Source organism: Pseudoduganella sp. HUAS MS19, from assembly GCF_053615455.1.
Window position 1 is genome coordinate 4,164,629 of the sequence record NZ_CM132133.1, and the last position, 19,680, is coordinate 4,184,308.

Consider the following 19,680-nt stretch of genomic DNA (forward strand, 5'->3'; position numbering starts at 1 on the left):
CCGGAATTTGGGTGCCAGTACCAATCCGCCGCGCCTCCCCGGCGCCTAAAGTGACTTCCATGGAAAGCACGGGGCATGGCCCATAGCCTGGTCCGCAGGGCCCGCCCCTCTTCAATACCGGACCGCCTGGAGATTGTCATGGAAGAACTGCGCCAGATAAATGCCAAGAGAAACCATATCAAGATCGTCGTCAGCGAAGGCAGGGTCACCCTGGAAGAATTGCATAAGGCCCTCGACATAGCCGTTGCGCAGATGGTGCCGCGAGGCGGCTGCAACTGCGGCCTGACGGGCTTTGACCTGACCTTCCTGCGCGGCGACCCCGCCATAGGCCGCGTGCTGCGCGAAGTGCCTCACATTGAAGGCGCGGTGCTGGAACATGAACTGCGCGGCTGAACTGCTTTGTCCCGGCCCACGCCCGGCCCCGGGCGTTGGCGTCAGCTATGAGGGACGCGACCCGGCGCTGCTCGAAATGATGCTGCCGCATGTGGACATCATCGAAGTCACGCCGGAAACCATGGCGCTGGCCGATGGCGACCGGGTTTCGCTGGACAAGGGCATCCTGGCCGAACTGAAAAATATCGACCGCGAAAAGACCATCGTGGTGCATGGCGTCAGCCTGTCCATCGGTTCGCACGATGGCTGGTCGCCGTCTTACCTGTACCTGCTCGATGAACTGGTGGACCAGGTGCGGGTGCGCTGGCACAGCGAGCACCTTGGCTATACCCGCGTCGACGGCGAACACCTCGGCATCATGCTGGCCATGCCGCGCACCGAACAGGCTGCGGAGCTGGTCGCGCAGCGCGCCTGGTGCCTACAGCAGCGCTATGGCTTGCCTTTCCTGCTGGAGAATATCGTGCACGTGGTGCCCGACTGTCCGGGCGATTACAGCGACGCCGGCTTCCTGAACGCCGTGGCGCGCGACAGCGGCTGCGGCCTGGTCCTTGATGTGTACAACCTGGAATGCGATGCGCATAACCATGCGCTTGATATCCAGGCCTTCCTCGCCGAGCTCGATGGCAGCCACGTGAAGGAGCTGCATGTCGCCTGCGGGGTCGTGCACAATGGCCTGATGCTGGACGTGCATTCGCGCCTGCCACGCCCCTGCACCATGGACCTGGCGCAGCAAGTGCTGCGCGACGTTGCAACCGAAGCGGAAGTGATCGTGTTCGAGTTCATGCCGGAAGCCGTACCCGGCCTGGGCAATGCGGCCATCGCCGGCACCCTGGAGCAAATGCGGCAACGGGAATGGAGGTAGAGATGGACCTGCCCAGCCACCAGCGCATCCTGCTTGGCCTGATGCGCAGCAATTACCAGCCGGACAGCGGCGATGCCGCCTATTACCACCGCATCGCCGCCTCCCCCGACCTGCAGGAAGCGCGCGGCAACGTGCTCCTGTGGCGCATCTACGTACTGGAACGCAGCTGTGTGCTGACGGTTGAATTGCTGCGCCAGGGCGGTTTGCTGGAAGACACCCTGCAGGCTTTCATCCGGCAGGAGAATATTTCGCCCTTCCGCGAATACCAGCCGCTCGCCTTCCTCGACTTCCTGGGCGGCCATGCAGATCCGCTGGTGGTGTCAGTGTCCCGCTTCGAGCTGGCGCTGATGAAGGTGCGCGAGGGCGATCCAGGCCGCTATCTGGTGGACTGGCGCTACGATCCCGCGCCCATCCTGCAGGCGCTGGCGCAGCGGGCGCCTTTGCCGGACCGTGCCGATCCCGACCCGCACCGCACCGAGATCTGCGGCGAACTGCCTCACCGGTTCGAGATAAAAAGGCTGGCGCGCGATTCGGCAAATGAGCGCAGCAAGTTCCAGACGGCCCTAACGCGCGGCAGCCGGTACAGGTCGACCGGGGCCACCAGCCAGTAGGCGCGTTCCACGTAGACTTCTTCCTGCAGCACGGGCACCAGGCGGCCATCGGTCGCCATATAGGGCGGCGCCATCATCAGGCCCAGGCCGGCGGCGGCCGCCTCGGCCTGGGCCAGCATGCCGGTGCAGCACAGGCGGCGGCGCGGGTTGACGCCCAGTTCATCGAGGAAGTTCAGCTCGTTGCTGGCCAGACGGTCCTGCACATAATCGACAAAATCGTGGCCCGCCAGGTCGCTGCGCTGGTGGATAGTCGGGTGGCGCGCCAGGTAGTCCGGCGAGCCGTACACATACAGCCGGAAAGACGCGAGGCGCGTCACCATGTAGCGGCCCGTGTTGGGCGCATCCAGCGTCACGCCAAGGTCGGCCTCGCGGCTGGCCAGGTTGGCAAAACGCGGCTGCACCAGCAAATCGACCGACAGCTCCGGATAATCCTGCAGGAATTGCGCCAGCAGCGGGGTAATGAAGCGTACGCCCAATGCTTCCGGCACACCCAGGCGCACCACGCCGCGGATCGCCACTTCGGTGCCGGAAAGCTGGCCTTGCGCGGCCAGCACTGCGCTCTCCATCGCTTCAGCGTGCGGCAGCACGGCGTGCCCCATCTCCGTCAGTTCGTAGCCTTCACGCGAGCGGTCGAACAGCGTCGCGCCCAGTTGCTGCTCCAGGCGGTCGATGCGGCGCGAGACGGTGGTGTGCTCCACTTCCAGCCGGCGCGAGGCGCCGGACAAGGTGCCGGAGCGCGCCAACTCCAGGAAGAAGCGCAGGTCGGTCCATTCGGGCAGGGTCTTCATGCCGGGTATTGTGCATCATTTTCCAGCGCCATAGTGTTGCTGTGCAAAATTGCACACACAGTGGGCGCGGCCGCCGGTTCCCGGCTTGATGCATTTCTTGCACACTGCACGCTCCTGCAACGCTGCCCACGAGGACCATGTATTCCGAGATCAGCTTTACCAGCGACGACGGCCTGCGCCTGTATGCGCGCGACTACCCTGGCGCCAGCGGCCCTGCGCGCCTGCCCGTGATCTGCATCCACGGCCTGACGCGCAATTCGGCCGACTTCGAGGACGTTGCGCCCTGGATTGCGGCCCAGGGCCGCCGCGTGCTTGCCGTGGATGTGCGCGGCCGCGGCAATTCCGAATACGATTCCCAGCCCGACCGCTATACGCCGATGGTCTATGCCAACGATATCGTCAAGCTGGCGCACGACCTGGGCATCGAGCGCGCGGTGTTCATCGGCACCTCGATGGGCGGCCTGATCACCATGACCCTGGCGCTGCGCAAGCCGCACCTGATCGCCGCCGCAGTCCTGAACGACGTGGGCCCGACGCTGTCCGAACGCGGCCTGTCGCGCATCCGCGGCTATACCGGCAAGGGCGAGCAGTTCACAAGCTGGCAGCAGGCGGCCGATTACATCAGCGGCATCAACGCCGTTGCTTTCCCCGGCAATTCGGCGCAGGAGTGGGAGCGCTGGGCACGCCGCGCCTTCCGCGAAGAAGGCGACGGAACGCTGGCCATGCGCTACGACCCGAATATCGCCGTGCCGATCCGCGCCAACAAGCTGCGCTCCACTTCCATGGCCGCCCATTTCGCCTTCCGCCGCCTGGCACGGCGCCGGCCGACCATGCTGATCCGCGGCGCGCTGTCGGACCTGATCGAGCCGGCGCAGGCCAATGCCATGCGCGCCGCCGCACCGCGCATGCTGTATGCTGAGGTGCCCGAGGTCGGCCATGCGCCGATGCTTTCCGAGCCCGCCGCGCAAGAGGCGCTGCGCAACTTCCTCGCCAGTGTGGATTAACCGATGAAAAAACTGATACCGCTGTTGGCCGCACTGGCGCCCGTCATGGCCGCCGCGCAGGAACTGAAGGTTGCCCTGATTGCCGGCAAAACCGGCATCCTTGAGTCCTATGCCAGGGAAACCGAGACCGGCTTCATGATGGGCCTTGAGTACCTCACCGGCGGCAAGATGGAAATCAACGGCCGCAAACTGAAAGTTCTCGTCAAGGACGACCAGAGCAAGCCGGACCTTGGCCGCACGCTGCTGGCCGAAGCCTATGGCGACGACAAGGTCGACATTGCGGTCGGCACCAGCTCCTCCGGCTCCGCCATCGCCATGCTGCCCATCGCGGCGGAGTACAAGAAGGTCCTGATCGTGGAGCCGGCCGTGGCCGACGCCATCACCGGCGCCAAATGGAACAAATACATCTTCCGCACCGCCCGCAATTCGATGCAGGACGGCCTGGCTGCCGCCTCCACCTTCAAGCAGGGCAGCGTCGCCTTCCTGGCGCAGGACTATGCCTTCGGCAAGGATGCGGTGGCCGCTGCACGGGAAGCGCTCAGGCTGACCGGTTCCAAGGCCAATATCGTGCATCAGGAATTCGCTCCGCAGAACGCCACCGACTTCACCGCCTCGGCGCAGCGGCTGTTCGACAAGCTGAAAGATGCACCGCAGCCGCGCGTGCTGCAGATCATCTGGGCCGGGCCGAACCCGATGAACAAGATCGCCGACATGAAGCCTGAGCGCTACGGCATCACGCTGGCGCCGGGCGGCAATATCCTGCCGGTGCTAAAGACCTGGAAGTCGTTCGCCGGCACCGAGGGCACGATCTATTACTACTACGGCTTCCCCAAGAACAGGATGAACGACTGGTTCGTGAGCGAGCACCAGAAGCGCTACAGGAAACCGCCGGACATGTTCACGGCAGGCGGCTTCACGGCAGCCAGCGCCGTATACACCGCCCTTGCCAGAACTGGCGGCGGCGATACGCAGAAGATGATTGCAGCCATGGAGGGCATGGAGTTCGACACGCCGAAGGGAAAAATGAACTTCCGCAAGGAAGACCACCAGGCCATGCAGCCGATGTATCACTTCCGCATCAAAAAGGACCAGGCGAACGAATGGGACTTGCTGGAACTGGTGCGCGAGATTCCGGCTTCCGAACTGCCGGTACCGATCAAGAACAAGCGGCGCTGAACGATGACTCCATTGCTGTCCACACGCGGACTGACTATCCGCTTCGGCGGCCACACGGCCGTCGACAACGTCAGCGCCGACTTCCATGCGGGCCAGCTGACTGTGATTGTCGGCCCCAATGGCGCCGGCAAGACTACTTACTTCAACCTGATGTCCGGCCAGTTGCCGGCCACCAGCGGCCAGGTGCTGCTGCGCGGCGAAGACATCACGCGCAAGGGCCCGGCGGCGCGCACCCGCAAAGGCATCGGCCGCGCCTTCCAGCTCACCAACCTGTTTCCCCATCTTACGGTGCACGAAAACGTGCGGCTGGCGGTGCAGGCGCGCGCCGGCAGGGGCATGAAGCTGTGGTCCGTCTGGTCCAGCCACAAGGACCTGCTCGAACGGGCCGGCCACTACCTGGACCGCGTGGCCCTGGCCGCACGGCGCGACACGCCGGTGGCCGCGCTGTCGCATGGCGACAAGCGCAAGCTGGAGGTGGCCATCATGCTCGCCCTGGAGCCGGAAGTGATGATGTTCGACGAACCGACCGCCGGCATGAGCGTGGACGAAGTGCCGGTGGTGCTGGACCTGATCCACCAGGTCAAGTCCGAGCGCAACAAGGCCGTACTGCTGGTTGAACACAAGATGGACGTGGTGCGCGCGCTGGCCGACCGCATCATCGTGCTGCATAACGGCGCCCTGGTGGCGGACGGCGAGCCCGCAGCCGTCATGTCCTCCGCCATCGTGCAGGAAGCTTACCTGGGAACTGCAAGCCATGACTGATGCCCTGCTCCAGCTATCCGGCGTGCATACGCACATCGGCGAATACCACATCCTGCAAGGCGTCGACCTGGCCGTGCCGCGCGGCGGACTGGCCGTACTGCTGGGCCGCAATGGTGCCGGCAAAACCACCGCGCTGCGCACCATTATGGGCCTGTGGCGGGCCAGCGCCGGCAAGGTCGAATTCAATGGCCACGACATCGCCAAGCTGCCCACGCCCGATATCGCGCAGGCCGGCATCGCCTACGTCCCGGAATCGATGGCCGTATTCAGCGGCCTGACAGTGCGCGAGAACCTTTACCTTGCGGCGCGCAGCGGGCCGATGGACACTGCGCGGCTGGAATGGATTTTCTCCTTCTTCCCGGCCCTGAAAAAATTCTGGAACTACCCGGCCGGCAACCTGTCCGGAGGCCAGAAGCAAATGGTCGCCATTGCCCGCGCCATCATCGAGCCGCGCGAATTGCTGCTCATCGACGAGCCGACCAAGGGACTGGCGCCCGCCATCATCCAGAACCTGGCCGATGCGATCCGCCAGCTCAAGGGCCAGACCACGGTACTGCTGGTCGAGCAGAACTTCAGCTTTGTGCGCCAGCTCGGCGACACCGTGGCGGTGATGGACGACGGCCGCATCGTGCACAGCGGCGCTATGGCCGACCTGGCCGCCGACCGCGCCTTGCAGGAACGCCTGCTTGGCTTGGCGCTCGATTCCCACCAATAAGGAGCGACGGTGAACGATACGACACTGCCATCCGTCCCGCGCGACTACATTCCCATGCTGCTGGTACCGGCGCTGGTGCTGGCCATGCTGCCGCTGGTGGGCAGCGTGCCGACCTGGGTCACGCTGACCGTGGCCGGGCTGGCGATGGGGATGATGATCTTCATCATGTCCAGCGGCCTGACCCTGGTGTTCGGCCTGATGGACGTGCTGAACTTCGGCCATGGCGCCTTTGTTTCCGTGGGCGCCTTTGCCGCCACACTGGTGCTGCTGCCGATGCGGGGCTGGATGGAGACCGACTCGCTTGGCCTGAACCTGGCAGCGCTCGGCCTGGCGATCGCGGTGGCCATGACGGTGACGGCGGCACTGGGCTGGGCCTTCGAGCGCGTCATCATCATGCCGGTCTACGGCCAGCACCTGAAGCAGATCCTCATCACCATGGGCGGCATGATCGTGGTCGAGCAGCTGATCCACGTCATCTGGGGCGCCGACCATCAGCCCATGCCGCTGCCGACCGCCCTGCGCGGCGCCGTTGTCGTGGGCGATGCCGCCGTCGAGAAATACCGCCTGCTGGCCGTCGCCGTAGGCATACTGGTATTCGTCGTGCTCACGCTGGTACTGAACCGCAGCAAGCTTGGCTTGCTGATACGCGCCGGTGTCGAGAACGGCGAGATGGTCGAAGCGCTTGGCTACCGCATCGGCCGCCTGTTCGTCGCCGTGTTTGCAGCGGGCTGCGCGCTGGCGGGCCTGGGCGGCGTGATGTGGGGCCTGTACAAGGAAACGCTGAGCGCCACCATGGGTGCGGAAGTGATGGTCATGGTCTTCATCACCATCATCATCGGCGGTCTCGGCTCGGTCGGCGGCTGCTTCATCGGCGCGCTGCTGATGGCGCTGACGGCCAATTATGCCGGCTTCCTCGCACCCAAACTGGCGCTCGTGTCCCATATCGTGCTGATGATCGCCATCCTGATGTGGCGTCCGGCCGGCCTGTCGAGGAAATGAAATGCTGAACACCCTGCTTTCGGGAGACCTGCCGCGCAGCCGTGCGCTGTCGTTCCTGCTGCTCCTGGTTGTGCTGGGGCTTGCCCTGGCGCCCTTCATCACCAGCGGCGCGCGTCCACTGAACACCGCAGCCACGATCTGCATCTACATCGTACTGGTCGCATCCTACGACCTTCTGATCGGCTACACGGGCATCGTCTCCTTCGCCCATACGATGTTCTTCGGCATCGGCGCCTACGGCGTCGGCCTTGGCTTCGACAGCCCCACGCCGGCCTGGGGCGCCATGGCGCTGGGCCTGGCGGCTGCGCTCATGCTGTCGCTGCTGCTGGCCTTCGTCATCGGCCTGTTCGCCCTGCGTGTACGCGCCATCTTCTACGCCATGATTACGCTGGCCGTAGCATCCGCATTTGCCGTGCTGGCATCGCAAATGTCGGAGTGGACCGGCGGCGAAGACGGCAAGACTTTCGACGTACCGGACTTGCTCTCGCCGGCCAACGAGTTCGGCGAGTTCATGGGCCGCATCCTGGACGGCAAGGTCCTCACCTACTACATCGTATTCTTCTGCGCCGCCATGATCTTCCTGGGCCTGCTGCGCGTCGTGAATTCACCGTTCGGCCGCGTGCTGCAGGCCATCCGCGAAAATGAATTCCGCGCCGAGGCGCTGGGCTACCGCACGGTGGCCTACCGCATTGCGGCCAACTGCATCGCTGCGCTTGCAGCAACGCTTGCCGGTGCGCTGATGGCGCTGTGGCTGCGCTACGTCGGCCCCAGAACGACGCTGGGCTTCGAAGTCATGACGGACATCCTGCTGATTGTCGTCATCGGCGGCATGGGCACCATGTATGGTTCGGTGGTTGGCGCCGCCCTGTTCATCCTGGCGAACAACTACCTGAAGTCACTGATGGCGCAGGCGGCGGGCATGGCGGCCGGCGTGCCAGTGCTGCAAGCAGCCCTGCACCCGGACCGCTGGCTGTTGTGGCTTGGCATCCTGTTCATCCTGGCCATCTACTTTTTCCCCAGCGGGATCGTGGGAAAGCTCAGGCAGCCGGCAGGCCGGCCAGGTACTTAGCCAGCAGGGCATCGGCCTTGCCGCTGCTGCGCAATTCCTGCACCGCGCGGCGTAGTTCCGATGCCAGCGCTTCATCGGTGTTATGCCGGCTCAGGTGCAGATGGATTTCCCGCGACTGCACTGCCAGCGATCCGCCCAGCCGCGCACGCGGCACGCCCAGCAGGCGCATGGCGTGGAAGACCGCCAGCCGCGTGCCGATCGAGGCATCGAGCCGCCCTTCCAGCAGCATGCGGATGCCCTGCAGCTGGTCGGTGATTTCATGCTTGCGGTATTGATGGTCATCCAGGAAGGCGGCCCCGTAATCCGAACCGCGCAACATGCCGACCGTACGGTTGCGCAGGTCCTGCAGGCCATCGAGCTTCAGGCCAGCCCGCCCGATGGCGATGACTTCGGTCGCCCAAAGCATGCCCATCGGCTCTGCCGCCTCCGCCACCGCGGAGTTGGATGTGGCGATCATCAGGTCGGCCGCGCCCGAACGCAGCATGGCGATGGCGCGGGCATAAGGCGCGACGATAATTTCGATCTGGTGCTGCGACTCGCGGGCGACCAGCTCAATGGCTTCGACGAACAGGCCGCTCTTGCGGCCGCCCGGGTCGAGCGTGGCGTACGGAGGAATCGCCAGGGCTACTGCGCGCAGTGCGCGCGGCCTGGCCAGTACGCGCCCTGGCCGGGAGGCCAGGGCCATTGCAGCCAGGGCGGCCGCAGCGGACCATCGGGCCATGCGGCCCAGCCAGCGCCGGCGCGGCGCCGATGTCATGCTTCAAGCTCCGGCACTGGCGCTTGGCCGCTCGACGATGCGGTCGCGCCAGGCCTGTACGTGCGCAAGGCCGTGATCGGCCGGGCGGAACTTCATCAGCCCACGCGCAAACTCGATCGCGCAAAAGCCGGTGATATCGGCAATGGTGAAGCGCTGTCCCGCCACGAAAGGCTGCCTGGCCAGTACGCCATCGAGCCACTTCGCGTTTTCGCGGAATTTCTCGCCCTGCGAAGCGCCAAAGTCCGGGAACTGCGGATTCTCGATTGGCGCAAAGCCGGGATGGGAGTGGCGAATGCTGTTGGCTGCGATGGCAAACAAGTGCAGCTCCATGCGGCGGTCGGCCATTTCGATGAAGGCGCGCTCCTCGGCGCCCTCGCCCATCAGGTTGGGCGCTGGATACAAGCCTTCCAGGTAGGTGCAGATGGCGCGGGTTTCGCACAGGACGCGGCCATCGTCCAGCTCCAGCGCCGGCACGCGGCCGAACGGATTGAGCGCCAGGTATGCCTCGCTCCGGTGTTCCCCCTTGCCCAGATCGACCGCCTGCAAGTCCAGCTCGATGCCCTTCTCCGCCATGAACATGGCAACACGGCGCGGATTGGGGGCGCGGGGGGCGGTGTACAGCTTCATCAAGTCTCCTCTTGTTTTGCTAAATCAGCGCGACTGGCCTGTTTCCAGCATTTTGCGCGCCTCGGCGGCAAATTGCTCGACTTTATCCTGGCTGTCCGCCCGTTCCAACACATTGCTGGGCGGCTGCTCGATTCCGCGCAACACGGCGGGTCGCGCGCGGATCTGGCGCACCCAGCGCTGCAAGTGGGGCATGCCCTCGGTTTCCACGCCCGACCAGCGATGGGTACGCACCCAGGCCCAATTGGCGATATCGGCGATCGAATAGCCGCCGGCCAGGTATTCATTGTGCGCCAGGTGGCCATCGAGCACCCGGAACAGGCGCCGGCACTCGCCCTGGTAGCGGTCGATGGCCGGCTGGATCTTCTCGGGGAAATAGCGGTAGAACATATTGGCCTGGCCCATCATCGGTCCGATGCCGCCCATCTGGAACATCAGCCATTGCAGCACCTGGGAGCGGCCCTTGGCATCCTGCGGCATCAGGCGCCCGGTCTTCTCGGCCAGGTAGACCAGGATGGCGCCGGACTCGAATACCGCGAAGTTGTCGTTGGCGCGGTCGACGATCGCCGGAATGCGGCCATTCGGATTGATGGCAGTAAACCACGGCTCCTTCTGTTCATTCTTGCCCAGTTCGAGCACATGCAGCGCATAAGGCAGCGCCAGCTCTTCCAGCGCAATCGAAATCTTATGGCCGTTCGGCGTTGCAGCGGTATACAGGTCGATCATCGGGCATCCTCAGTTTCGCGTCGCTGGCGCAAAGGATAACCGCATCGGCAAAAAAAAACCGGCCAATTTGGAGGGGCCGGTGAAAAACGCTTTTTAGGGCGCGGGGATAGAAGAAACCGTGCCGGATTGAGGAATCCGGCAACCCGGCGCACAGGGATGCTGTACGCTATGAACGTACTTTGCCAGTTTTCCGGCGTCCAAGGCTTAGGAGTTCATTAAGGAATCAAACTGTCCGGTCAAAAAAAATACCCGCGTCTATGCGCGGGTAAAGGGATTCAAATCGGGAGAGATTTGAAAGTGCAAGGGGGATATTCTCGAAAACGAAAACATCACGACTTCGTTTAAGATAGTACACTTTTTATATTAGAAACTCTCCAATAGTCACAATGCGAAAAAAAATTTGCAAATGGACTTTTCGAGCCGCGTTTCTAGCGGCGGCACTGGCCATTTCCGCCTGCGGCACGCAGCCGCCTGCGCCACCAGCTGCCGTGCCGGCGACGCCGGTCCCGGCGCTGCAAGCGCGCCAGTCGGCGCACCGCATCGTGGCCGGTGAATCCTTAATTGCCATCACGGTCCGCCGCAGCGGGCCGCTGGCGCGCATGGGCCACGACCATCTTGTCGCGGCGCGCCAGGTGGAGGGATTCGTCGACGTCGAGCAGGGCCTTACCGAACTGCGCTTCCGCCTCGACCAGCTCACTGTCGACGAAGCCGCGCTGCGCAAGGATGCCGGGCTGGAAACCCAGCCATCGGCCGACGCCATCGACGGCACGCGCCGCAATATGTTCGGCAAGGTGCTGCAAGCCCAGGCCTACCCCTGGGTGCTGGTGCGGGCCGCATTCGAGCCCGGGACGAGGGACAGGCTGCGCGCCGAGATCACCCTGCACGGGGTCACGCGCGAGTACAGGCTGCCGTTGCAGTTGCGCGAGGATGGCGCCAGCGTGCTGGCCAGCGGCGCCTTCACCTTGAAGCAGACCGACTTCGGCATCAAGCCCTTTGCCGTATTTGGCGGCGCGCTGGCCGTAAAAGACGAGCTGGAACTGAAATTTGCGATCAGCGCGCGACGATAAGGCGCAAGCCCAGGCCGACGAAAATCGCACCGGCGCCGCGATCGAGCCACAGGCCGGCGCGCGGGTTACGGTTGATCCATTTGCCCACCGCGCCCGAGAAGTAGCCCAGCGCACCAAACAGCAGGCAAGCCTGCAAGGTGAAGATCAGGCCCAGCTGCGCAGTCTGCCAGCTGGCGTCGCCATGCCCCGCCACCACGAATTGCGGCAGGAACGACAGGAAGAACAGCACCACCTTCGGATTGATCGCATTCGCGAACAATCCCTTGGCAAAGAGCTTGCCCAAAGACTCCTCCGGCATGGCCGCCTGGCCCACCTGCGCACCGCCCTTGCTGCGCAGTGCGCCGTATCCCATCCAGATGAGGTAGAGTCCACCGGCAACCTTGAGCGCAGTAAAGGCTGTTGGCGATGCGGCAATCAGCGCACCCACGCCCAGCGCCGCCAGCAGCGTATGGCTAAGGCAGCCAAGGGCACAGCCCAGGCCGAAAACCACGCCCTGCTTGCGTCCACGCGACATGCCCATACTTAAAACCATCAGGTTATCGGGACCCGGGGAAACAGTAATCAGCATGGCGGCGGCCAGGAAGGCCAGCCCTTGTTCAGGAGAAATTAGCATAGCCTGGATCATACACGACGGTGCCGGGGCATAACAATTCGGTATCACGCCGTGTTTATTTGTCCATTACAATAATTGCTATTGAGGGGATCATTAATATTTTGTTTTCTTCGTTTGCATCGTTTATTGAACCAGTTGCACCCCTCTTGATTATCCTGGGGTTGGCGGCGTTTATCCTGCTGATATGGGAGAACCGCAGCCTAAAGAAGCAATTGGCAGCGCGGGAAGCCGCGCTGAAGCAAACCCAGATTCAAAATGAGAAGCTGGGCCGCCACCGCATCGACTTCCTGGCGGCCATGAGCCACGATATCCGCACCCCGCTGGCCGGCGTGATCGGCATGCTCAAATTTGCCTTGCGCGACCGCACCATTGCCGACCGCACGGGGGAATACCTGCGCATCGGCCTGAAAAACAGCGAAGCCCTGCTGGCCATCCTGAACGACCTGCTGGATTTCTCGCGCATCGACGCCGGCCGCCTGGCGATCAATACCCAGGACCTGGACCTGATCGACATTATCGACGAAGCCATCACCATCCTGCGCCCGCAAGCCGACGCCAAGGCCCTGCTGCTGCGCTGCGAGCTGGCGCCGGGCCTGCCGCGCCATGTGCAGGGCGACCCGAATCGCATCCGCCAGATCCTGCTCAACCTGCTGGGCAACGCCATCAAGTTCACCGAGCGCGGCGAAGTGCGGCTGCGCGCATCCGGAGAAACCGCCGACGGCCTGGCGCGCGTCAGCTTCAGCATCAGCGATACCGGCCCCGGCATTCCGCTGGAAATGCTGCCGCGCCTGTTCCGCAAATTCGAGCCGGCCGACCTCTCGTCGACCCGCCGCGCCGACGGGCCGGGACTGGGCCTGGCCATCTGCAAGGAGCTGGTCGACCTGATGGGCGGCCAGATCGAAGCCGATACCCGCCTGGGCAAGGGCACCACGCTGCGCTTCTCGCTGCCGCTGGCCCTGGGCGGGCCGCCCGAGCACGACCCGGTCAGGATCCCGGCCCACCTGCGCCATGCCTATCGCTTGCGCGTGCTGTGCGCGGAAGATGTGCGCACCAACCAGATCATCATCAGCACCCTGCTGGAAGGCATGGGCCACGAAGTGAGCGTCGTAGAGAACGGACTGGAAGCCCTGCGCGCGCTGCATGACAGGGATTTCGACGTCGTCCTGATGGATGGCCGCATGCCGCAGATGGATGGTGAGCAGGCGGCGCGCCAGGTGCGCCGCGGCGGCAGCGAGGACTACCCTTCGCGCGATCCGCTGATACCGATCATCGCCCTCACCGCCAATGCCAACGACCTCGATCGCGCACGCTACCTGTCGGCCGGCATGGATGCCTTCCTCAGCAAGCCGGTCGACGAAAGGCTGCTGTTCGACCAGCTGGAAAAAACCATCGCGCAACTGCTCAATCGCGGCCGCAGCCTGCCGCGCACCGCGCCCACGCTGGCCGAACTGGACGACATGTTTGGCGTGGAGCCGGCCAGCCCGGCGATCCACATCCTGCCGCTCAGCGGCATGACGGCGCGCCACCAGCAGCGCATTGCGCAAGCCTTCCTGGACGAAGCGCCGCGCCGGATGGACGAAGGCCGCCTGGCGCTGCAAAACGGCGATGGCGAAGGCGCCACCAGCGCCTTCCATGCCCTGAAAGGCAGTTGCGGCTACCTGAGCGCCCCCGAATTGCACACCCTGTGCCATCAAATGGAAAAAGCCAGCGCCGCAGGCGACCTGGAATCGGCCTTCGCCCTGTTGCCTGAACTCGATGCACTTATCCTGCAAGCTTGCACCGACCTGCGTCGCGACGATACGATAGCTGCATGACGACACAACGCGCCTGGGTGCGCATGCCATCCGGCCGCCGGCTGGACTTGCTGGATCCGACGCCCTTCGATTGGGACGACGCCGACCTCGCACTGGGCCTGGCGCGCACCTATCGCTGGGGCGGCCACTCGGCCTGGCCGCTGCCGCTCTCCGTCGCCCAGCATTCGATCACGGTGCTGCAATTGCGCCGGCAATGGTCGCCCACCCCGCTCGACCCGCTGCGCTCCCTGCGCGAACTGCTGCACGATGCGGAAGAAGGCTTGCTGGGCTTTGACTGCATCTCCGTGCTGAAGCCCTTCCTTGGCGACAGCTTCCGCCAACTGAGCCAGCGGCTGGAACAAGCCGTGTTCCTGCGCTATGGCTTGCCGGCCTGGACGCCGAAGGAATACCGGGTCCACAAGCGCGCCGACCGCCTGGCAGCGGCCAGCGAAGCGGTGCATGTGGTGGGCTGGAGCGGCGAAGAGGTACGGCGCACATTGAAGATTACCGCCGTGCCGCTGGAACAAGATCCATTGCAGGCCTTGTACGGCGAACCGGCCTGGCAACCCTGGCCGCCGGGGCTCGCTTGCGAACGCTTCCTGCATGAACTGAACCGGCTCAAGGCAGCAGCTTGATAGTCTGGATGATAAAATTGTCGTAATGCGAAGTTTTTAAAGACGAAATTTCAGTTATCCACTTCTGCTGTGGATAAACATGTGGAGAAGCGGCTCTTGACAGCCTGTTTCGCCTTTAACGGCGCGGCTCCCTATAAATTGCCCAATTCTTTGGCAAGCAAATAGTCTTAATAGAATCAATGACTTAGCAAAGTTGAGTCCATGCCATTTTGCAACTGACTGAGCATTCGGAAAATATTTTGACAAAAGTTCTGGCGCGGAATAGTGTGTCCACAACCGACAAAGGAAAATGCATGGACGTGAAAGTTCCTGACGACGATACAAGCGAAGGATGGATGATCGACGACGAGGCGCAAGCCAGTTCCGCCGAGCAAGCTCCAGGCGCCAGTCCCGCTCCCTGGCGGGTGCTGATCGTTGATGACGACGTCGACGTCCATGTGGTCACCAAGTTCTCGCTCAGCAATGCATGCTTCATGGGTCGCCGCCTCAGCTTCCTGCACGCCTACTCCGGCGAAGAAGCCCTGACCACCCTGCGCAACAATCCCGATGTCGCCCTGGTGCTGCTGGATGTGATCATGGAAACCAGCGACGCCGGCCTGCGCGTGGCCAACCAGATCCGCGCCGAACTGAAGAATGAACTGGTGCGCATTGTGCTGCGTACCGGCCAGCCGGGCCAGGCGCTCGAGCACAGCATCATCCTCGATTACGATATCAACGATTTCTGGTGCAAGACCGACCTCACCACGCGCAAGCTGTTCACCACCGTCATTTCCTCCCTGCGCAATTACGCCGACCTGCAAATGCTGCAAACGCAGCTGGCCAAGTACAACCAGCACCGCGAACAATTTGCGGCGATCCTGCAGGGCGTGCAAAAGGGTGAGGCATGGTCGGGCCAGCTAGTGATTGGCCAGCCTGCCTCAACTGTGGATATCCAGGTCCAGCCCGGCGCCGAACCGGGCAGTTTCAAGGCCACCGGACGCATCCTGAAATAAGCACTGTATGCAAATACAGTAGTTATTTCACCGGCATTCTCCCTTAATTTCGCCTGATCTGCCGTAAGTGGTGGATTGAAAAGGGCTTTTTCGCTTATCCACATTGTATGTGGATATCTTTGTTGATAAGGGGGTCTTGACAAGGCAAACGGCCTTCAACGACGCCATTTCCAACAAACTGCCCGTTCAATGTGCAGAAAAAAGTTCATTTAAAATCAACGACTTAAATTCTAACGAATTCTCACGCGCGTGGTTTAACTAATTAAAGTCGCGCGTTACTTGTCGTTAACTTTTGTGCATAACCTGAGCCGCAGCACGCCGCTGCGCCGGCTGCAGCAACACGCGCTGGATGATGTCGGGAGCGATGTTATGCGACTTCATATACTCCACTGCGCACAAGGTGCTGAAGCTCGCTTGCACCTCGATACCACGGTCGACAATTGCACTGCGCGCCGAATCGACGCGTGGCAGGTATTGCAGCAATTCCATAGGACACCTTCAAGCGGGATGGGCGGTCAAGGAAGTATTGACCATGCCGCCAATAAGTCAATGGCCCGCCCGCAACACCACCGCCCGCGCCCGTGTCAACCTTGGGGTCAGACCCTTTGCTTGCCACGACGTGGCAAGCAAAGGGTCTGACCCCAAGGTTGACACGGGCTGGGCGCATTAGCGGTTCTGGTAGCCGCCGTAGTATTTGACGGGGCTCCATGCGGGCTGCACGGGTGGCTGCTCGGGGGCGTATTGGCCGAAGTCGGGGCCGGCGTGGACGATGCGGCCGTTCACCAGCGTCAGCGCGCTTTCCAGCGTCTTGATCTCGGCTTCGGGAATGCTGAAGTAGTCCTTCGGCAGGATCACGAGGTCGGCGTACTGGCCTTGGGCGACCTGGCCTTTCAGCTTTTCTTCGCCGCTGAACCAGGCACTGCCCTGGGTCATCAGCTTCAGCGCTTCGTAGCGGCTCAGGCGGTCCCTGGCCTGCCACATCGGCATGCCGCCGGCGGTCATCCCGGTCACCGCCCAGTAGATCGCCGGCCACGGCCCGTAGCTCGATACGCGCGAGCCGTCCGTCCCCAGGCCGACCGGGATCTTCATCTCCAGCATCTTGCGGATCGGCGGCATCTGGCGCGTTTGCTCGCCGTAGCGCTTCCAGTAATGCTCGCCCTGGAAGTACATGCGGTCCTGCACCGCCACCCCGCCGCCCAGCTTCTTCACGCGCGCCAGTTGTTCGTCGCTGATGGTTTCGGCGTGGTCGAAGAACCAGCGCAGGCCGTTGAACGGCATCTCGCGGTGGACCTTTTCAATCACGGCCAGGTCACGCTCGATCGATTCGCCGTACGTGGCGTGGATGCGGAACGGCCAGCGGTTCTTCACCAGCAGGCGCAGCACCGGCTCCAGCTCGCTTTCCATATGGCTCGGCATCTCGGGGCGCGGCTCGAGGAAGTTCTCGAAGTCGGCTGCGCTCCACACCAGGTTCTCCCCTGCCCCTTCCGTGTTGTAGCCGTTGGGGTAGAACATATGGTCGTTGTGGTCCGGCCTGGCGGTACTAAGCCAGCGCTGGTAGTCTTCCAGTTCCTTGCCGGGCTTCTGCGCGAACAGGTAGTAGGATGTGCGCACAGTCAGCTTGCCGCCCTTGGCCAGCTCCAGGCTGACGGCATAGTCGTCCGGATAGGCCTGGCCGCCGCCGCCGGCATCGATGGCGCTGGTCACGCCGAGGCGATTCATCTCGCGGTAATACTGGATGGTGGAATTGAGTTGCTGTTCGCGCGTCAGCGCGCCGGTCTTGCCCAGCGTGGAGTACAGCACCATGGCGTTCGGCTTGGCGACCAGCAGGCCGGTCGGCTTGCCGTCCGCGCCCAGTTCGACCACGCCGTCCTTGTATCTGGTGTCCTTGTCGTAGCCCAGGACTTCGATGCCCTTCTTGTTCACCAGGCCCAGGCCGTACAGGTAGAGGATGAATACCGGCTTGTCCGGCACCGCATCATTCAGTTCTTCCAGTGTCGGCAGGCGCTTTTCGTCGAACTGGAATTCGTTGAAGCCGCCCACCACCTTGATCCACGCTCCGTCCGGCGTGCGGGCCGCCTGCTCGCGCAGCATCTGCATGGCGCGTTGCAGCGAAGTCACGCCGTCCCAGCGCAGTTCGGCGTTGTAGTTCAGGCCCTGGCGGATGATGTGAAGGTGGGAGTCGTTCAAGCCCGGAATGACCGTGCGGCCGCCGGCGTCGATCACTTGCGTGCCCGGCTTCTTCAGCTTAAGCACCTGGGCATTGCCGCCCACCGCAGTAATCATGCCGCCCTTGATGGCTACTGCCTGCGCGAAGCTGCCTTCGCGCGTCATCGTGGCGACTTTGCCATTGGTGATGATGATGTCCGTCGCACAGGCGTGCGACAATCCGGCAGCCAGCAAGGCTGCGGCCAGCAACGGTCTGGTCATCGGCTTATTCCTTGACGGCTTCGATCGAGAAGCCGAGGGTCAGCTCGTCGCTGACGTGCGGTGCGTACTTGCCGGCGCCGAAATCGGAGCGCTTGATCCGGGCCACCGCGTTGGCGCCGCAAGCGTCTTTCTTCAGCATCGGGTGCGGCATGCAGTGGAAGGAAGTCACTTCCAGGTTCACCGGCTTGGTCACGCCTTTGATCGTCAGGTTGCCTTCCACGCCGGCCAGCTTGTCGCCGTTGAACACGAACCTGGTGGACTTGTAGGTGATGGCCGGGTACTTGGCCGAATCGAGGAAGTCAGGGCCCTGCAAGTGCTGGTTGAAAAGGTCGGAGCCGGTGTTGGCCGATTTCGGGTCAATGGTCACTTCCACCGAACCGGTCTTGGCGGCGCGGTCGATCTGGATCTTGCCGGTGGTGCTGTTGAATTTGTTGACCTGGGTCGAATAACCGAAGTGGCTGTATTCGAAGCGGGAGAAGGAATGGGATGGATCGATGTTGAAGGTTTCCGGTGCGGCCGATGCGGCAAGGGAGAAACCGGCGGCGATGGCAAAGGCGATCAGTTTTTTCATTGTTCAGACTCCAGGTGGGGGATGGTGACCCATTATGCGACGACTGCCGATCAGTGTAAAACGCATAATGTGCGCGCTACCGATCGACTTTTTCGATAGTAGGCACCAGCTGGAGACGAAAAACAATCACCCTTTCGAGGTATCCCCTTCAGTCGCTGCGCATCTGGGCTTGCGAGACGTTGCTGTTTGGCGGGACGCTTTGCGTCAGCCAGACATTGCCGCCCACGGTGGAACCGGCGCCGATCGTGATACGCCCCAGTACGGTGGCGCCGGCGTAGATCACCACATCGTCCTCCACGATAGGATGGCGCGGCGTTCCTTTGATCAATTGTCCCGAGTCGTCGGCCGGGAAGCGCTTGGCGCCCAGCGTGACGTGCTGGTACAGGCGTACGCGCTCGCCGATGATGGTGGTCTCGCCGATCACCACGCCAGTGCCGTGGTCGATGAAGAAGCTGGCGCCGATCTGCGCCGCCGGGTGGATATCGATACCCGTACGCGAATGGGCAATATCGCTGATGATACGCGCAATGAAAGGGGCGCCGAGCTTGTGCAGGCTGTGCGCCAGACGGTAGTGCAGAATTGCCACCATGCCCGGATAGCACAGCAGGATTTCCGCGATCGAAGTCGCCGCCGGATCGCCGGCATAGGCGGCCTGCACATCCGATACCACCAGCGCACGGATTTGCGGCAGCGATGCGGCAAACGAGCGTGTGATGCCCAGGGCGACGCGCGCCTGGTCGTCCTCCGCCTCCGCCACTTCGGCGCCGAATTGCAGGCCGCGCCGCACCTGTTCGTGCAGCCGGTCCAGCGTGGTATTCAGCGTATCGCCGACAAAGTAATCGATGCTCTCGTCGGTCAGGTTCGGGCGTCCGTAGTGTGTCGGGAACAAGGCGGCCGACAAACCCTCGAGGATTTGCACCAGCTCCGCGCGGGAAGGCAGTTCACGCACGCGCCGCTGGTGGCGGATATTGTGGGTCGCTTCGCGCGACACGCGCAGCTGGTGAACCACCTCGTCGAGGTCCCAGCGCGCTGCGCCGCTTTCGGCGCCGTAAGAGTCGATAGCCATAAGGCACAAGAATATCCAGATTACATCGAA

General features: G+C 63.1%; 22 protein-coding genes. 13 read left to right on the forward strand and 9 right to left on the reverse strand.

Annotated elements, in window-relative coordinates; translation table 11 throughout:
* The first annotated feature begins 138 nt into the window (after window positions 1-138).
* From ACWBU6_RS18760 to ACWBU6_RS18770, 3 genes are read left to right on the forward strand one after another with little or no spacing between them, the layout of a single operon-like run.
* Complete coding sequence (locus tag ACWBU6_RS18760; RefSeq protein ID WP_452644913.1) at window positions 139-393, forward strand: hypothetical protein; 255 nt, start codon at window positions 139-141, stop codon at window positions 391-393.
* A complete protein-coding gene (locus ACWBU6_RS18765; protein WP_452644914.1) occupies window positions 377-1,255 on the forward strand; it encodes a DUF692 domain-containing protein in 879 nt (292 codons plus the stop codon). The genes ACWBU6_RS18760 and ACWBU6_RS18765 overlap by 17 nt, the downstream gene beginning before the upstream one ends.
* Window positions 1,256-1,257: 2 nt before the next feature.
* Window positions 1,258-1,866, forward strand: coding sequence for a hypothetical protein (locus tag ACWBU6_RS18770; RefSeq protein WP_452644915.1), 609 nt, complete (start codon window positions 1,258-1,260; stop codon window positions 1,864-1,866).
* Here the strand turns inward: ACWBU6_RS18770 and ACWBU6_RS18775 are convergent.
* Complete coding sequence (locus tag ACWBU6_RS18775; protein WP_452644916.1) at window positions 1,752-2,654, reverse strand: LysR family transcriptional regulator; 903 nt, start codon at window positions 2,652-2,654, stop codon at window positions 1,752-1,754. The genes ACWBU6_RS18770 and ACWBU6_RS18775 overlap by 115 nt on opposite strands.
* Window positions 2,655-2,791: 137 nt before the next feature.
* Here ACWBU6_RS18775 and ACWBU6_RS18780 point away from each other — a divergent pair, with 137 nt between their 5' ends.
* Genes ACWBU6_RS18780 through ACWBU6_RS18805 form a run of 6 tightly spaced genes read left to right on the forward strand, consistent with a single transcriptional unit; the run spans window position 2,792 to window position 8,379 of the window.
* A complete protein-coding gene (locus tag ACWBU6_RS18780; RefSeq protein ID WP_452644917.1) occupies window positions 2,792-3,658 on the forward strand; it encodes an alpha/beta fold hydrolase in 867 nt (288 codons plus the stop codon).
* Between the two features lie 3 nt (window positions 3,659-3,661).
* Window positions 3,662-4,834, forward strand: coding sequence for a substrate-binding domain-containing protein (locus ACWBU6_RS18785; RefSeq protein ID WP_452644918.1), 1,173 nt, complete (start codon window positions 3,662-3,664; stop codon window positions 4,832-4,834).
* Between the two features lie 12 nt (window positions 4,835-4,846).
* Window positions 4,847-5,596, forward strand: coding sequence for an ABC transporter ATP-binding protein (locus tag ACWBU6_RS18790; protein ID WP_452649582.1), 750 nt, complete (start codon window positions 4,847-4,849; stop codon window positions 5,594-5,596).
* Window positions 5,589-6,311: an ABC transporter ATP-binding protein gene (locus ACWBU6_RS18795; protein ID WP_452644919.1), complete on the forward strand. Its 723-nt coding sequence runs from the start codon at window positions 5,589-5,591 to the stop codon at window positions 6,309-6,311. The genes ACWBU6_RS18790 and ACWBU6_RS18795 overlap by 8 nt, the downstream gene beginning before the upstream one ends.
* 54 nt (window positions 6,312-6,365) lie before the next feature.
* The gene (locus tag ACWBU6_RS18800) at window positions 6,366-7,310 is read left to right on the forward strand and encodes a branched-chain amino acid ABC transporter permease (RefSeq protein ID WP_452649583.1); all 945 of its coding nucleotides are present in this window, start codon (window positions 6,366-6,368) and stop codon (window positions 7,308-7,310) included.
* A 1-nt stretch (window position 7,311) separates the two neighbouring features.
* Entirely contained in the window at window positions 7,312-8,379 is a 1,068-nt protein-coding gene (locus ACWBU6_RS18805; RefSeq protein WP_452644920.1) for a branched-chain amino acid ABC transporter permease, read from the forward strand.
* Here ACWBU6_RS18805 and ACWBU6_RS18810 read toward each other — a convergent pair.
* From ACWBU6_RS18810 to ACWBU6_RS18820, 3 genes are read right to left on the reverse strand one after another with little or no spacing between them, the layout of a single operon-like run.
* Window positions 8,348-9,136, reverse strand: a complete 789-nt coding sequence (locus ACWBU6_RS18810) for a substrate-binding periplasmic protein (RefSeq protein WP_452644921.1) — start codon at window positions 9,134-9,136, stop codon at window positions 8,348-8,350. The genes ACWBU6_RS18805 and ACWBU6_RS18810 overlap by 32 nt on opposite strands.
* A 3-nt stretch (window positions 9,137-9,139) precedes the next feature.
* Window positions 9,140-9,763, reverse strand: a complete 624-nt coding sequence (locus ACWBU6_RS18815) for a glutathione S-transferase family protein (RefSeq protein ID WP_452644922.1) — start codon at window positions 9,761-9,763, stop codon at window positions 9,140-9,142.
* 24 nt (window positions 9,764-9,787) lie between these two features.
* Window positions 9,788-10,486: a glutathione S-transferase family protein gene (locus ACWBU6_RS18820; RefSeq protein WP_452644923.1), complete on the reverse strand. Its 699-nt coding sequence runs from the start codon at window positions 10,484-10,486 to the stop codon at window positions 9,788-9,790.
* Between the two features lie 386 nt (window positions 10,487-10,872).
* On the opposite strand from ACWBU6_RS18820, the gene ACWBU6_RS18825 reads away from it, so the two are divergent.
* The gene (locus tag ACWBU6_RS18825) at window positions 10,873-11,553 is read left to right on the forward strand and encodes a YceI family protein (protein WP_452644924.1); all 681 of its coding nucleotides are present in this window, start codon (window positions 10,873-10,875) and stop codon (window positions 11,551-11,553) included.
* Here the strand turns inward: ACWBU6_RS18825 and ACWBU6_RS18830 are convergent.
* On the reverse strand, window positions 11,537-12,166 hold the full coding sequence (locus tag ACWBU6_RS18830) for a LysE family translocator (protein ID WP_452644925.1): 630 nt from the start codon (window positions 12,164-12,166) through the stop codon (window positions 11,537-11,539). The genes ACWBU6_RS18825 and ACWBU6_RS18830 overlap by 17 nt on opposite strands.
* 212 nt (window positions 12,167-12,378) lie before the next feature.
* Here ACWBU6_RS18830 and ACWBU6_RS18835 point away from each other — a divergent pair, with 212 nt between their 5' ends.
* The 3 genes from ACWBU6_RS18835 (at window position 12,379) to ACWBU6_RS18845 (ending at window position 15,586) form a co-directional block, all read left to right on the forward strand.
* Complete coding sequence (locus ACWBU6_RS18835; protein ID WP_452644926.1) at window positions 12,379-13,980, forward strand: ATP-binding protein; 1,602 nt, start codon at window positions 12,379-12,381, stop codon at window positions 13,978-13,980.
* Window positions 13,977-14,594 carry a phosphohydrolase gene (locus ACWBU6_RS18840; RefSeq protein ID WP_452644927.1) on the forward strand — a complete coding sequence of 206 codons (618 nt, stop codon included), beginning with the start codon at window positions 13,977-13,979 and terminating at the stop codon, window positions 14,592-14,594. Before ACWBU6_RS18835 ends, ACWBU6_RS18840 begins: the two co-directional genes overlap by 4 nt.
* Before the next feature lie 293 nt (window positions 14,595-14,887).
* Complete coding sequence (locus ACWBU6_RS18845; RefSeq protein WP_452644928.1) at window positions 14,888-15,586, forward strand: hypothetical protein; 699 nt, start codon at window positions 14,888-14,890, stop codon at window positions 15,584-15,586.
* 285 nt (window positions 15,587-15,871) lie between these two features.
* Here the strand turns inward: ACWBU6_RS18845 and ACWBU6_RS18850 are convergent, their stop codons facing one another.
* The 4 genes from ACWBU6_RS18850 to epsC form a co-directional block, all read right to left on the reverse strand.
* Window positions 15,872-16,075: a hypothetical protein gene (locus ACWBU6_RS18850; RefSeq protein ID WP_452644929.1), complete on the reverse strand. Its 204-nt coding sequence runs from the start codon at window positions 16,073-16,075 to the stop codon at window positions 15,872-15,874.
* 177 nt (window positions 16,076-16,252) lie between these two features.
* Window positions 16,253-18,013 (reverse strand): amidohydrolase, encoded by a 1,761-nt coding sequence (locus ACWBU6_RS18855; protein WP_452644930.1) that lies wholly within the window; start codon window positions 18,011-18,013, stop codon window positions 16,253-16,255.
* Between the two features lie 4 nt (window positions 18,014-18,017).
* Window positions 18,018-18,584 carry a YceI family protein gene (locus ACWBU6_RS18860; RefSeq protein WP_452644931.1) on the reverse strand — a complete coding sequence of 189 codons (567 nt, stop codon included), beginning with the start codon at window positions 18,582-18,584 and terminating at the stop codon, window positions 18,018-18,020.
* A 148-nt stretch (window positions 18,585-18,732) separates the two neighbouring features.
* Complete coding sequence (gene epsC, locus ACWBU6_RS18865; RefSeq protein WP_452644932.1) at window positions 18,733-19,650, reverse strand: serine O-acetyltransferase EpsC; 918 nt, start codon at window positions 19,648-19,650, stop codon at window positions 18,733-18,735.
* Window positions 19,651-19,680: the final 30 nt, after the last annotated feature.